Genomic DNA, 13,851 nt, shown 5'->3' with positions numbered 1-13,851 from the left:
CGCCCCGCTAGCCCGTGAAGCCGATGTCGGCGTATTTCAGGGTGTAGAACCCGGGGGCCCCGATGTTGGCGAGCGTGGACTTCACCCCCCAGTTCTGCGGCCGCTGGTAGAGCGGGAGCACGTTGACCTTCTGCCAGATCAGCTTGTCGGCCTCGTTGGCGTCGTTCCTCGCCTGTTCCGCGTTGAGGTCGGACGACGCCCTCTTCATCGCCGCGTCGATCTCGGGGCTGCCCGACCTGCCGAAGTTGGCGTTCCACTGGACCTTGCCGTCCGACGCCTTGACCCCGTTGGCGTACGTGCCGTAGCTGCTGGAGACCGGGAACGGCGTGCCGATGTAGGAGAACGGCGCGATGTCGAAGTTGCCGGGGATGACGTACTTGGAGAAGAAGTCGTCGTTCGGGACGGACTGGATCGTGACCTTGACGCCGATGCGCTCCAGCATGGCCTGCGCCAGCTCGCCCTCCGACTTGCTGAGCTGCAGCCCGGCGGGGATCACGAAGCGGAGGGTGAGCACCTTGCCGGCCTTCTGGCGGGTGGGGCTCGCCCGGTGCCAGCCCGCGGCGTCGAGCAGCTTCTCGGCCTTGGCCGGGTCGTACCTCCCGAGCGCGCCCGCGTTGTCCTGGTAACCCGCCTGGGTGTTCATGAAGAAGTGGTTGTTGAGCAGCGCGCTGTTCCAGTTGAGGCCCTGCAGGTCGGAGCGCGTGATCGCGTCGCGGTTCAGGCCGAGGACGATCGCCTGGCGGACCCTGACGTCGGAGAGCGCGGGGCTCTCGCCGTTGAACGTGAAGTGCCGGAAGTCCGGGCCCGCGGCCTGCCTGATGACCGCGCCCTTGGCGCTTTTGGCCCTGGCGTAGTCGGGCGCGGAGGGCCCGACGTCGAAGACGTCCAGCTCGCCGTTGGTGAACGCCCCGACCAGTGCCTCGGTGTCCAGCGAACGGTAGATGATCTTGTCGAGCTTGGCCCTGTCGCCCCACCAGGCGTCGTCGCGGACGAGCGTCGTCGTCTTGGCCGTCTGGTCGAAGGAGGCGAACTTGAACGGACCCGCGGTGACGGGGATGCGGTTCAGCCAGCTCGTGTTGAAGGCGTCCGGCGTCGCGTTGGTCGACTTCGGGTAGAGCGGCCAGAACAGCGACTGCCACTCGGAGAACGGGCTCTGGAAGGTCACCAGCACCTCGTAGTCGTCCCGGCCGCGCGCCACGCTCGCGATATCCTGGTAGCCGGTGGTGGCGGCGACGTGGAAGTCGGGGTTCCCGCCGTTCAGGGCCTTCCACTGGGCCTCGTAGTCCTGCCAGGTGATCGGTTTGCCGTCCGACCAGCGGGCCCTGCGGTTCAGCGTGTACGTCACGACCTGGCGGGGGTTGGTCGCCGTCACCCGGGCGTCGGTGACGTAGTTGGTGTTCGGGACCGGGTTGGCCTTCTCGTCGGAGCGGAACGCGGCGGGCATCAGGGCGTCGATGACCTTCTTGACCTCGGCGAGGTTGCCGTCCACGTGGTTGAGGTTCCACTGCGTGGGGAACTCGGTGAGCCCCCAGTGGAGGACGCCCCCCTGCTTGACCCGGTCGCGGGGCAGCTGGTTGATGTCGAAGGCCTTGATCGCCGGCGAGACCTTCCCCGTGGTCGTACCGCCCTCGCCGCCCTGGCCACCGCCACAGGCCGTGAGCGTGAGAGACAGGGCGACGACCAGGGCGACGGCCGCGAGCGGGCCCCTGCGGCCGGGCGTGCGCGCTCTGATCGGGACACCCGACGGCGAGGGCACGCCGGCGCTCCCGCGCGGCTCCCCCGCGCCCGGCCGTCCCCTCCGGACTGCAGTCACGTTTCCTCCCTATATATAGGTTTATGTCCGGCGTCGCCCACTAGACGACGTCGAGCCTCTCCGCGTAGTGGCAGGAGGCCCCGTGGTCGTCACCTAAGGGGCGGACCTCGGGCTCCTCCTCGACGCAGCGCACCCTGCGCTCGTCCGTGAGGACCTTGAACTTGGGGCACCGGGTGCGGAACCGGCAGCCCGAGGGGGGGTTCGCGGGGCTGGGGAGGTCCCCGTCGAGCAGGATGCGGCGGCGCTCGCGCTCCTTGTCGGGATCGGGGATCGGGACGGCGGACAGCAGTGCCTGGGTGTACGGATGCATCGGCGCGCCGTACACCTCGCCCACCCGGCCGATCTCGGCGATCCTGCCGAGGTACATCACGGCCACGCGGTCGGCGATGTGCCGCACCACCGACAGGTCGTGGGCCACGAAGAGATAGGAGAGGCCGAGACGGCGCGCGAGGTCCTCGAGGAGGTTGATCACCCCGGCCTGGATGGACACGTCGAGCGAGGACACCGGCTCGTCGAGCACGATCAGCCGAGGCTCAAGGGCCAGCGCCCGGGCGATCGCGACGCGCTGGCGCTGGCCGCCGGAGAAGTCCTGCGGGTAGCGGGAGGCGTCCGCGGGCTCCATGCCGACGAGCCTGAGCAGCCGGCGCACCCTCGCGCCGGTGTCCCTGTACCCATGGGCGGCCAGGGGCTCGCCCACGAGGTCGTGGACGGTCATCCGGGGGTCCAGCGAGGCGAGAGGGTCCTGGAAGACCACCTGCAGGTGCCGCCGGACGGCCATGCGGTCGCGGGGAGTCAGCTCGGCGGTGTCACGCCCGAACACGACCACGCGGCCCCGCTCTGGCCTGGCGAGCTCCAGGATCTCCATGAGCGCCGTCGTCTTGCCGCAGCCGGACTCCCCCACCAGGCCGAGCGTCTCGCCCTCGCGGATGTCGAAGCCGATGCCGTCGACCGCGTGGACCGTGCCGACCCGGCGCCTGAAGACCGCGCCCTTCATCAGGGGGTAGTGCCTCGCCAGGTCGTCGACCTGGAGCGCCACGGGGCGCCGCTCGCGCGGCGCTCGTACCGAGGAGGGCGGGGCGGCGGCCTGGCCGGCACGGGGCGGAGCGGCGGAAGGAGGGGCAGGCGCGCCGATCTCCTCCGCGCGTATGCAGGCCGCCCGGTGGCCGGGGGCCACCTCCCTCAGCGGCGGCTCGGCGATCGCGCACTCGGGGATGGCCATCGGGCATCGAGGCTCGAACGGGCAGCCGGGCGGCAGATCGGCAGGTGAGGGAGGATTGCCGTCGATCGGCACGAGCGGCGTCTCCTTGCCCGTGTCGACGCGGGGCACCGAGGCCAGCAGGCCGATGGTGTACGGCATGCGCGAGCGGTAGTACACGTCGCGGACCGTGCCGACCTCCACCTCGCGCCCCGCGTACATGACGAGCACGCGGTCGGCGAAGCCCGCCACCACCCCGAGGTCGTGGGTGATCAGCACGATGGCCGCGCCGGTCTCGCGCTGGGCGGTCTTGAGCACCTCCAGGACCTGGGCCTGAATGGTGACGTCGAGCGCGGTGGTCGGCTCGTCGCAGATGATCACGTCGGGGTCGTTGGCGATGGCCATGGCGATCATCGCGCGCTGCCGCATGCCCCCGGAGAACTCGTGCGGGAAGGCCCTGGCCCGCTGCCGCGGGTGCGGGATGCCCACCAGGTCGAGCAGCTCGACGGCCCGCTCGGCCGCCCGCTCGCGGCCCACCCTCTGGTGGACGCGCACGGCCTCGGCGATCTGGTCTCCCACGCGGTAGACCGGTGTCATCGCCGAGAGCGGGTCCTGGAAGACCATCGACATGGTCTTGCCGCGGAGGGCGGCGAGGTCCCGCTCGGGGGCGCCCAGCAACTCGTGGCCGTGCAGGAGCACCGAGCCGGTCACCTTGGCGTGCCGGGGCAGCAGGCCCATCACCGCCAGGGAGGTGACCGACTTGCCGGCGCCCGACTCGCCCACTATGCCGAGCACCTCGCCCGCCTCGACCGAGTAGCTGACCTCGCGCACGGCCGGGACGTCGCCGAAGCGCACCTCCAGGTCGCGCACCTCAAGGACCGGGCCGTTCACCTCGGCCTCCTGGCGCCGGGGTCGAACGCGTCGCGCAGGGAGTCGCCGATCAGGTTGACCGCCAGGATCATGATCACCAGGCCGCCGGCGGCGAACCAGAACGACCACGGGGCGTACATGGCGGTCCTCGAGCCGTCGGCGATCAGGCTGCCGAGCGACACGTCGGGCGGCTGGATGCCGAACCCGAAGTACGACAGGCTCGTCTCGGTGAGGATGGCGGCGCTGACGTTCAGCGTGGCGTCCACGATGAGCAGGGACGCGAGGTTCGGGATGACGTGCCGGAAGATGATCTTCGACGACGGCACCCCCATGAACCGCGCCGCCATGATGTACTCCCGTTCCTTGATCGCCTTGGTCATACCCCGGACGATCTTCGAGGTCACCATCCACAGGAACAGCGCCAGCATGATCACGAACAGCAGCCAGCGCCCCCCGGTGAACAGCGGAGACATGATCGCGAGGATCAGGAACGCCGGGAGGACGAGGAGCAGGTCGGCGACCCACATGAGCGTGCGGTCGGTCCAGCCGAGGAAGTATCCGGCGAACGAGCCCGCCGTCGCGGCGACCGCCGTGGACAGCACCGCCACGAGCAGGCCGACGATCAGCGACTTCTGCGCCCCGCGCAGCGTCACGGCGAAGACGTCCGACCCGGTCTGGAGCGTTCCGAACCAGTGGCCGGGCGAGGGCGGCTGCATGAACGCCGAGAAGTCCATGTCGGTGTAGGACCAGCGGTAGAACAGCGGGCCGAGGAAGGCGAGCAGGAACAGGGACGCCAGCAGGCCGAAGCCCAGCCGCCCCTGCCTGCTCCGGAAGAAGCGCGCGGCCACCACGCGGGTCCTCGACGGGACGCGCACGCGCTCGGCCCCCGCCTCGACCTCGGCGAACTCCTCCTCCGGAAGCGTCATCACCTAGCCCACCCGCACCCTCGGGTCGAGGTAGGCGTGCAGCACGTCGGAGGCCAGCGACGCGAGCAGCACGGCCAGCGCGGCGAAGCAGCTGATCGCCGCGACCGTGTTGACGTCGTTGGTGCGGATGGAGGCGACGAGCTCCTCCCCCATGCCGTGCCAGCCGAAGACCGACTCGGTGATCGTCGCGCCGACCAGCAGCGAGCCGAAGGTGAACGCGAAGTAGGTGACCGCCGGGATGAGCGCGGTTCTCAGCGCGTGCTTGACCAGCGCCGTGCGCCGGCGCAGGCCCTTGGCCATGGCCGTGCGGACGAAGTCGGCTTCGAGCACGTCGAGCATCATGTTGCGCTGGTAGCGGCTGTAGACGGCGACCTGCCCGATCGCCAGCGAGAGCGTGGGCAGGGCGAGGTGCTTGACGCGGTCGAGCAGCGCCGCGCCCGCGCCGCCTTCGAGGCCCGGGCTCGCCTCGCCGCTGACCAGGAAGATCTGCGTGCCGAGATGGTCGTTGAGCCAGACCGCGCCGATGATCAGCATGTTGGCCAGCACGACGGTCGGGATCGCGAGCACGAGGAAGGCGGCCACGGTGGACAGCCGGTCGAACCAGCCGTACTGCCCGACCGCCGCGCAGGCCCCGATGAGGACCCCCGCCACGCTGCCGAGCACCAGCCCGAGCAGGATCAGCCGCAGCGTGACGCCGAGACGCCGCCGGAGCTCGGCGTTGACCATGTCGCCGTTCCAGGTGCGGCCGAAGTCGCCGCGCGCCACCCCGCCCGCCCACCTGAGGTAGCGCTCGAACAGCGGGGTGCGGTCGTTGAGGTTGTACTGCGAGAGCTGGGCGTCGACCACCGCGGCGGGCGGGCGGGGAGTGCGGCCCTCGTAGTTGGACCTGGGGTTGAGCGCGGTGGCCGCCAGCATGTACGCGAGGCTCGTGGCGACGGCGATCAACACCGCGTAGTTGACCAACCGGCGGAGCAGGAACCCTGCCATCGCCCCCCTTCCGCCGATTGCCACGTGTTGCCGGATGACCGTCGTGAGGGGCGGCTCGCGACCCTCCGTGCCCATCCTGCTACATCCTGTAACCATCCGGTGACAGGAATGTGGTCAACCGGGCCAGGTGTCGGCCTCCGGCGGCTCCAGGTGCACCGGCTCAGCGGTCGGCGAGCTCGTCCACGGCCGTGCGCACGTCGTCGCTGGTGATCGTCGTGAGGTCCTCGGCGCTCGCGGTGCCGCCGCGCCCGGCGAGCCGTACGTCGCGCCCCAGCGCGGCCCGCTCGAACAGCGAGCGGGCGAAGCGGCCGTTGCCCAGCTCGTCGATCAGGCCCTCGGCGCAGACCCACGAGAACACGTCGGCGAGGTCGCGCCTCGCGGACTCGTCGAAGCGGTCGCCCGAGTGCTCGGCCAGCAGCCCCGCGATCTCGGTGAGCTCGGCGGGACTGTAAGACGGGAACGTCACGCGCTGGTTGAACCTGCTGGCCAGGCCGGGGTTGGTGGCCAGGAACCGCTCCATCTCGGAGGCGTACCCGGCGAGGATGATGACGAGACGGTCGCGGTCGTCCTCGGCGCGCTTCAGCAGGGTCTGCACGGCCTCGACGCCGAAGGCGTCCCCTCCCTGGTAGCCGCTGTTGACCAGGCTGTACGCCTCGTCGACGAACAGCACGCCGCCGAGCGCCCTGTCGACCAGCTCGTTGGTCTTGATCGCCGTGGCGCCGAGGTGCTGGCCGACGAGGTCGGCCCGGGAGGCCTCCACCACGTCGGGGCGCGACAGCAGCCCGAGCGCGGCGAAGATGCGGCCGAGCACCCGGGCCACCGTGGTCTTGCCGGTGCCGGGCGGCCCGACGAACACGAAGTGCCGCATCTGCGGCGGGGCGGGCAGCCCCTGCTCCTGGCGCATCCGCGCGACGCGGAGCTGCGCCGCGATGGCACGGACCTGCCGCTTGACCGGTTCGAGACCGGCCATGCGGTCGAGGTCGGCGAGGGCCTCCTCCAGGCTCGGCGTGGCCTGGTAGCCGCGGAACCTGGCGGTGATCTCGTAGAACGCCTTGGTGAGATCAGCGGTCGTGGTGGTGACGAGATCCTCACGGCTGGGAGAGCCGCCCGCGCCGACCACGCGCACGTCGCGGGCCTGCGCCGCCGCCTCGACCAGGCTGCGGGCGAACCGCGCGTTGCCCAGCTCGTCGATGAGCCCGCGGCGGTGCACGTCCTCGAACAGGCCCAGCAGCACCGGAGGGGCGTCCGGCGACAGCCGCTCGCCCCGCCGCGCCCGCAGGAGTTCGGTGATGCGCAGCAGCTCGGGCGGCGAGTAGGTCGGGAACTTGACGCGGGTGGAGAAACGCGACGACAGGCCGGGGTTGGAGCCGAGGAAGGTGGCCATCTCCTTCTCGTAACCGGCCAGGATGACGATGAGCCGCTCGCGGTCGTCCTCGGCGCGCTTCAGCAGGGTCTGCACGGCCTCCGCGCCGAACCTGTCGGACTGCCCCTCGCCGGAGTTCATCAGGCTGTACGCCTCGTCGACGAACAGGACCCCGCCCAGCGCCTGGTCGATCAGCGCGTTGGTCTTGATCGCCGTGGCGCCGAGGTACTCGCCGACCAGGTCGGCCCGCTGCGCCTCGACGACGTAGGGGGTCTCCAGCAGGCCGAACGCGTAGAAGATCTTGGCGACGGTGCGCGCGACGGAGGTCTTGCCCGTGCCGGGCGGCCCCACGAAGACGAAGTGGCGCATCGGCTGCTCGGTGGAGTAGCCGGCCTCCGCGCGCAGCCGGGACGCCTCGATCGAGGCCGCGATCGAGCGCACCTGCTCCTTGACGGGCTCCAGGCCGATCATGCTCTCGAGCTCGCCGAGGGCCTCCTCGACGGAGATCGGCGGGGGCGTGGCGCGCTCGGGCAGGCCGTCGCGCTCGCCGCCGCCGTCCCTGACCCGCTGCCTGGCCTGGGCGGACGACGCCTGCGCCTGCGAGGCCGCGAGCCTTCTGCGCGCCTGGCCCGCCTGGATGAGGCGGTAGACCAGGACGGCGGCGGCCACGCCGTACGCCGCCCACAGGGCGCCCTCGGCGGAGAACGTGGCCACGGCGAAGGTGACCATGGCGGCCGCGCCGAGGGCGGCGATCGTGGTCACCCATGGCGTCACCCACCGGATCAGGTGGGCGGCGATCCCGACCAGCACGCCGAGGAGGATGAACAGGGTGGGCAGCGCGGAATGCGGCTGCACGTACCCGCCCATGACGACCATCACGCACGACCACGCCACCACGACGAGCACGGTCGCGGCGGCTCGGGGAAAGCGCAGGGTCAGCTCGGCGAAGCCAAGGAGTAACAGGGTGGTGAGGAACGTCGAGAAAGGCGACCAGCCGAGGACGACCGAGAGGATCAGGGCGCCGATGAGGACGGCCGCGAACATGACCCGTCTCGTGGTACGGGAAAGCTGGAAATAACGTAGTCGGACATGCTCGAACGCCTCACGGGCCGCGGCGCGCCCCGCCGGCCGGGCCCTGTCGGAGTCCCGCATTTTGCCTCCCCGGTCGCCTCCCGGTTATACCGCACCAGGGCCCCACGCGCGCGTCCCTGGCCGCGTGCCCTTCACAACGCGCCGCGAGGTCCCTACGGAGAGGTGCCCCCGACGGGCGGGGAAACGCGGGGCGGGACGGTTCTCGCCGGACCGGGGATGCGCGGCCGTACGGGGATCAGGGTCTGCGGGGGGAGGTGCGGGCCTCGTGGCGGCCGGGGTACTCGCCGACGAGGACGTGCTTGGGCGTCACCCGCAGCACGTCCTCCCCGGGGTCCGGCAGGGCGATGCCGCGGACCTCGGCCCAGAAGCGCCGCTCGATCGGGTCGGCGACGAAGACGGCCACCCGCGGGTCGCGCTCGGCGGCGGCCCACGCCTCCTCTGCGGCGTTCAGGCGCAGCTCTCCGGACGCGCTCACCGAGGTCACGGCCCCGACGGCGAGCGTACGGGGGCCTCCGGCGTCGGTGTAGGACAGCACGACGCTGCGGGAGTAGGTGAAGGCCCGCCGCACCTCGGGGCTGAGCGCGACCGACGGGCCGACCTCGCCCGGCAGGCGCGGACCGCATCCCTCGCAGAGGATCAGCGAGGCCCGCCACGGCCCGGCCGACCCGCGCCACCACGCCCGCGCGGCCCGTGCCACGAACGCGACCACCACTACGAGGAGCGCGCCCGCGACCGACCACCAGGCCCGCTCGCCGATCCAGGGGGCGAGGCCCAGCGCGGGCACGGCTCCCGCCACCACCAGGGCGGCGGAGGACACCAGCAGGAACGCCAGCGCCACCGCCAGCCACCAGTCGGCGCGCAGGATCTCGCGCATCCGCGACCGCAGGCCGCCACGCCCGCGCACGTACAGCATGGCGACCGGTACGCAGACCCCCGCCAGCGCGGCGCGGCGCTCGGCGGCCATCAGGGGCAGCACGGCGACCACGGCGAGCACGGCCACGAGGAACCACAGGCGCGCGGCGACGATCCACAGGGTCACGGCGGTGTTCCGCCGCCCGACGCGCTCTGGCGGGACGGCGGTGAACTCCGCGAGCGCCCGTACGGGCCTGCCGCGCCACGCCTCGGTGAAGGCGCGCAGGACCAGCACGGCCACCCCGTTGAACAGCACCAGCCCGAGCAGCCCGGCCCAGAACCCGCCGAGGACGTCCTCCCACCGGACCATGGCGGGCGGGGAGACGGCGGCGACCAGCGTGACGATTTCGCCCGCGAGCGACCAGGCCGGCAGGGTGGCCAGCGCCGCCACGTACGCCGCCACCACGAGGAAGGTCACCGACACGGCCACGCAGAGCCACAGGTCGCGGGCGAGCATCCCGGGCACGTACTTCCACACCGTGATCCTCCGGCCCTGCCGCACGGTCGCCGCCAGCACCAGCACCAGGACGGCCGCGCCGCCGATGCGCGCCTCGGCGCGCAGGTCGTACCAGAAGGCCAGGACGGTGACGACGGCCAGGGAGATCGCCAGGAGCGCCCGCACCTGCCTGGCCCAGACCTCCAGGGCGCGGCGGGAGCGGCCGGTCTCGCGGGGGTCCACCGTCCAGGTGGGGTCGTGGTGGTCGCGGGGCCGTTCCCAGCGCAGGAACGTCAGCCCGAGGTTGATCCGCGCGCCGGGATGGTCGTCGTCCCTGCGCAGCGCGGCCCGGTAGGCGGCGGCGGCCTGCTCGTGGTCGCCGCGCAGCAGGGCGAGGTCGCCGATGAGGACGTGCGGGTCGGGCTGTTCGGGGGCGAACCGCACCGCCTGCCGCGCGTGGGCCCAGGCGTCCCGCCACCGGCCGGGGAGCCTGCGGAGCATCGAGCCCAACCTCAGCCGCGCGGCCCAGGAGCCGGGTGCGAGCCGGACGGCGTCCTGAGCCGCGACGACCGCCTCGGAGTCGCGGCCGAGGCGTTCAAGGGCGAGACTCGCCAGCCGATGGCCCCATTCGCCGTCGGGGTCGCGTTCGACCGCCTCGCCGGCGGCCTCCAGCGCCCCCTCGGGCTGATCGCGCGCCAGCCTCGCGACGGCGACCACACACCAGGCCCGGGGATCGGAGCGGTCTCGCGGGGATGGCACCGGAGAGGGATCTGACTCGCTGGCGTTCCCCACCTCGTCATGGTCTGTTGCGGATCACCGATTGCCTAGATGTCGGACATATACCTATAGCTCTCTAGAGAGGTCGGCAGCGCCCCAGCTTGACCACCCATCCCATGGGCCTCTGGAGATCGTGCAACACTCATGATCGTGATCTTCTTGAACGCATCGCGCCGGTGGTCCTCAGCCGTTGCGCCAAGCTGCTGAAGAATCACCCGAGATTGGCCTAAGCTGCCACGCATGTTCAGCAGGCCGAGCCCATTTGAGTGCTCATGACCGTTTTGGGCACCCGGCCCGGCGTCCGCGCCGAGAGCACCACAGTGGACCCCCGGAGAAGCCGGTGGTCGGTGCTCGCCCTGCTCTGCTTCAGCCTGCTGCTGATCGCCGTGGACGCCACGGTCCTGCACATCGCCGTGCCCGCGCTGACCGCCGCCCTTGAGCCGTCGGCGGTCGAGCTGCTGTGGATCATCGACGTGTACTCCCTGGTCGTGGCCCCGCTCCTGGTCACCTTCGGCACGCTCGGCGACAGGTACGGCAAGCGGCGGTTCGTCCTCGCGGGCTACGTGGTCTTCGGGGTCGCCTCGCTGTCCGCCGCCTTCGCGGGCACCCCGCTCACCCTGATCGCCTCCCGGGCCCTCCTCGGCGTCGGCGGGGCGATGATCATGCCGGCCACGTTGTCGATCATCCGGCAGGTCTTCACCGACCGCCGCGAGCGCGCCATCGCCCTCGGCGTGTGGAGCGCGGTCGCCGCCGGTGGCGCCGCCGTCGGCCCGCTGGTCGGAGGCGTCCTGGTCGAGCACTTCTGGTGGGGCGCGGTCTTCCTGATCAACGTCCCGCTGCTCGTCGTGGCGCTGCCCCTGGCCGTGCGCCTGCTGCCGGAGTCGCCGGGCGATCCTGGCCACCGCTGGGACGCGCCGAGCGCGGTGCTCTCCATCCTCGGCATCCTGTTCCTCGCCTTCGGCCTGAAGGAGGCGGGGCATGGCGCGACGCTCGGCCTCCTCCCCGCGATCGTGATCCTCCTGGCGGGTGCCGGGCTGCTCGTGTGGTTCACCTCCCGCCAGCGCAGGCTCGCCCATCCCCTGCTCGACATCGGCCTGTTCGCCCAGCGCGGCTTCGCGGTCGGGGTCCTGTGCGTGCTGCTCTCGGTGTTCGCCCTGGTCGGCCTGGAGCTGATGCTCGCGCAGTACCTCCAGCTGGTCCTCGGCGACAGCCCCCTGCGGGCCGGCGTGCGCATGCTCCCCCTCATGGTGGCCGCCATCGCGGGCGGGCTCTGCGCCGCCCACATCCTGCAGCGCCTCGGCCTTCGCGCGACCATGGCGGGCGGCCTCGCGCTCGCGGGGCTGTCCCTGGCGCCCACCATCGCCTGGGGCACCGAGCAGCACCCGCTCATGCTCTGCCTGTGCTTCGCCGGCATCGGCTTCGGCGTGGAGGTCGCGCTGCTGGCCGCCTCCGACACGATCATGGCCTCCGCGCCGGAGTCGCGCGCGGGCGGAGCGGCCGCGATCGAGGAGACCGCGTACGAGCTCGGCGCCGGCCTCGGGGTCGCCGTGCTCGGCACGATCACCACGATCGTGTACGCGCCGTCCGTGGGCACCGTGCCCGGGGTCGAGCCGCACGCCATGGGGCAGGCAAGGGAGTCGCTCGCGTCGGCCGCGCATGTCGCGGGCAAGGTCGGCGGGCCGGCCGGCGGCGCCCTGATGGAGGCCGCGCGGGCCGCGTTCGTGACGGCGCTCCACTCGACCGTCCTGGTCAGCGTCGTCCTGCTGGGCGTCACCGCGCTCACTGCCGTGCTCCTGCTGCCACGCCGCGCCTCCAGGCGTGCATGACGGAAGCGATACAGGGCAATTGTCTGTGCAACACGGACCGACCCCGAGAGAATGGCTACCGTGAGACGAACCTTCCAGGATCTCGCTTCGCTGGCCGCCCGGCTGGGCGTCGGCGGCATCTTCTTCGCCAACGGCTGGCACAAGCTCGAGTTCGGGCTGACCGCGACGAGCGAGCAGTTCGCGAAGATGGACGCCCCCGGCCCCGGCATCTGGGCCGCCGCCACCATGCTCATCGAGCTCATCGGCGGGGCGCTCCTGGTCGCGGGCCTGGCCGTGCCGGCCTGCGGGCTCATACTCTTCGTCGAGGCGCTCGCGGTCTTCGTCCTGGTGAGCGGTGACACCGGCCTTCCGCTGACCGGCGGGGACATCAACCTCATCGTCGCGCTCGGCGCGGCGTCCGTGCTGCTGGCCGTCGTCGGGGCAGGGCGGCTGTCCATCGACCACCTCGTCGTGATCCGGCGGCGCGAGGCGGAGGCCGCCGACGAGATGGCCGCCGACGCCGAGGCGGACGACGTGATCTCCTCCTGGCGCGAGACGTCACGCGAGACCGCTCCGCCCAAGGACGCCGGCCCCGTGGACGCCGGCGCCGAGACGCCCGCGAAGGGCCCGGTGACGTTCCCACAGGGGAAGACGGAGTCCGGCGACACCGCGGAGGTCACCGCCCCGCGCAAGACGCGGCCCCGCCGCCCGGCGCGGCCCGTGGGCGACGCGCAGGACACCACGCCCGGCAGCCCCGTCGACGCCCCCTCGGCTTCCTCCGCTCCCTCTTCTTCGTCCGCTTCGGCGGGCAAGCGTGACCGCCTCGTCGCGGGCGGGCGGAAGGCCACCACCGACACCGACCCCGGCTAGGCATCGCCCCATCGCCGTGCACCGGGCGGCTCCAGCCGAATCACCGACAATTTTTTTTGTCTTGAACGTTACTGTGGTCGGTGATGGGGTACTCTCATGTGCAGAAGCGCTTCTTCAACCGAAGGAGCCGGGGCCGAGAAGGCGTTAGAGAAGGCCGCCCATATCCATACATCGGATTGCTCGAACGCAGTCACGAGGAGATCCCATGCGAAAGACGATCGTGTCCCTGTTCGCGACCCTCGACGGTTTCGCCACTGGCCCTAAAGGGGACATGAGCTGGGTTACCGGACGTTTCCGGGAGGACACCGGAAAGTACGCCCACGACCAGCTATTCGCAGCGGACCTTCTCCTTCTAGGACGAGTCACCTACGAGCAAATGGCCGGTTCCTGGCCGTCCATGACCGATGACTCCGGATTCGCCGACCACATGAACGAGACCCCCAAGATCGTGTTCTCCAGGACCCTCAAGGAGCCTCTCACCTGGAACAACTCGACCCTGGCCAAGGGCGACCTCGCGCACGAGGTGTCGCGGCTGAAGGAGCGGCCGGGCGGCGACATCCTGGTCTACGGCAGCATCAGCATCGTGCGCGAGCTGATGAATCTCGGCCTGGTCGACCGGTTCCGCCTCTGGCTCCATCCTGTCACGCTCGGGGGCTCCGGCTCCGATTCCATTTTCGAGGGATACGACATGAACGAGTTCGAACTCGTGGACACGACCATCTCCGAATCCGGGGTCATCGTGCTCGATTACGAGCCGGTGCCGCCCTCCGGCGGCTGACGACGCGAAGAACTTCCCGGGCATGAC

9 protein-coding genes are annotated in these 13,851 nt (G+C 71.4%); 3 read left to right on the top strand and 6 right to left on the bottom strand.

Annotated elements, in window-relative coordinates:
* Window positions 1–7: 7 nt before the first annotated feature.
* The 6 genes from OG589_RS02585 to OG589_RS02560 all read right to left on the bottom strand — a co-directional run bounded on the left by OG589_RS02585 (window position 8) and on the right by OG589_RS02560 (window position 10,353).
* Window positions 8–1,813 (bottom strand): ABC transporter family substrate-binding protein, encoded by a 1,806-nt coding sequence (locus OG589_RS02585; RefSeq protein ID WP_405145786.1) that lies wholly within the window; start codon window positions 1,811–1,813, stop codon window positions 8–10.
* Between the two features lie 40 nt (window positions 1,814–1,853).
* Complete coding sequence (locus OG589_RS02580; RefSeq protein WP_405145784.1) at window positions 1,854–3,899, bottom strand: dipeptide ABC transporter ATP-binding protein; 2,046 nt, start codon at window positions 3,897–3,899, stop codon at window positions 1,854–1,856.
* On the bottom strand, window positions 3,896–4,804 hold the full coding sequence (locus OG589_RS02575; protein ID WP_405145782.1) for an ABC transporter permease: 909 nt from the start codon (window positions 4,802–4,804) through the stop codon (window positions 3,896–3,898). Before OG589_RS02575 ends, OG589_RS02580 begins: the two co-directional genes overlap by 4 nt.
* Before the next feature lie 3 nt (window positions 4,805–4,807).
* Entirely contained in the window at window positions 4,808–5,791 is a 984-nt protein-coding gene (locus tag OG589_RS02570; RefSeq protein ID WP_405145781.1) for an ABC transporter permease, read from the bottom strand.
* Window positions 5,792–5,951: 160 nt separating this feature from the next.
* Window positions 5,952–8,306, bottom strand: a complete 2,355-nt coding sequence (locus OG589_RS02565; RefSeq protein ID WP_405145779.1) for an AAA family ATPase — start codon at window positions 8,304–8,306, stop codon at window positions 5,952–5,954.
* Between the two features lie 175 nt (window positions 8,307–8,481).
* The gene (locus OG589_RS02560) at window positions 8,482–10,353 is read right to left on the bottom strand and encodes a hypothetical protein (protein ID WP_405145777.1); all 1,872 of its coding nucleotides are present in this window, start codon (window positions 10,351–10,353) and stop codon (window positions 8,482–8,484) included.
* A 290-nt stretch (window positions 10,354–10,643) separates the two neighbouring features.
* Between OG589_RS02560 and OG589_RS02555 the strand changes: the two genes are divergently transcribed.
* The 3 genes from OG589_RS02555 to OG589_RS02545 all read left to right on the top strand — a co-directional run bounded on the left by OG589_RS02555 (window position 10,644) and on the right by OG589_RS02545 (window position 13,824).
* A complete protein-coding gene (locus OG589_RS02555) occupies window positions 10,644–12,197 on the top strand; it encodes an MFS transporter (RefSeq protein WP_405145775.1) in 1,554 nt (517 codons plus the stop codon).
* Between the two features lie 60 nt (window positions 12,198–12,257).
* A complete protein-coding gene (locus OG589_RS02550; protein ID WP_405145773.1) occupies window positions 12,258–13,046 on the top strand; it encodes a DoxX family protein in 789 nt (262 codons plus the stop codon).
* A gap of 205 nt (window positions 13,047–13,251) precedes the next feature.
* A complete protein-coding gene (locus OG589_RS02545; protein WP_405145772.1) occupies window positions 13,252–13,824 on the top strand; it encodes a dihydrofolate reductase family protein in 573 nt (190 codons plus the stop codon).
* Window positions 13,825–13,851 lie beyond the last annotated feature (27 nt).

This window comes from Sphaerisporangium sp. NBC_01403 (assembly GCF_045040145.1).
Lineage (GTDB): Bacteria > Actinomycetota > Actinomycetes > Streptosporangiales > Streptosporangiaceae > Sphaerisporangium > Sphaerisporangium viridialbum.
Note: the sequence above shows the minus strand (reverse complement) of the source record. Positions and strands in the feature narration are given on the sequence as shown.

What these genes read in the sequence shown, in the direction of transcription:
- OG589_RS02545 (WP_405145772.1), top strand. Translation starts at nt 13,252, where the DNA reads ATGCGAAAGACGATCGTGTCCCTGTTCGCGACCCTCGACGGTTTCGCC.
- OG589_RS02565 (WP_405145779.1), bottom strand. Translation starts at nt 8,306, where the DNA reads ATGCGGGACTCCGACAGGGCCCGGCCGGCGGGGCGCGCCGCGGCCCGT.
- OG589_RS02575 (WP_405145782.1), bottom strand. Translation starts at nt 4,804, where the DNA reads ATGACGCTTCCGGAGGAGGAGTTCGCCGAGGTCGAGGCGGGGGCCGAG.
- OG589_RS02555 (WP_405145775.1), top strand. Translation starts at nt 10,644, where the DNA reads ATGACCGTTTTGGGCACCCGGCCCGGCGTCCGCGCCGAGAGCACCACA.
- OG589_RS02570 (WP_405145781.1), bottom strand. Translation starts at nt 5,791, where the DNA reads ATGGCAGGGTTCCTGCTCCGCCGGTTGGTCAACTACGCGGTGTTGATC.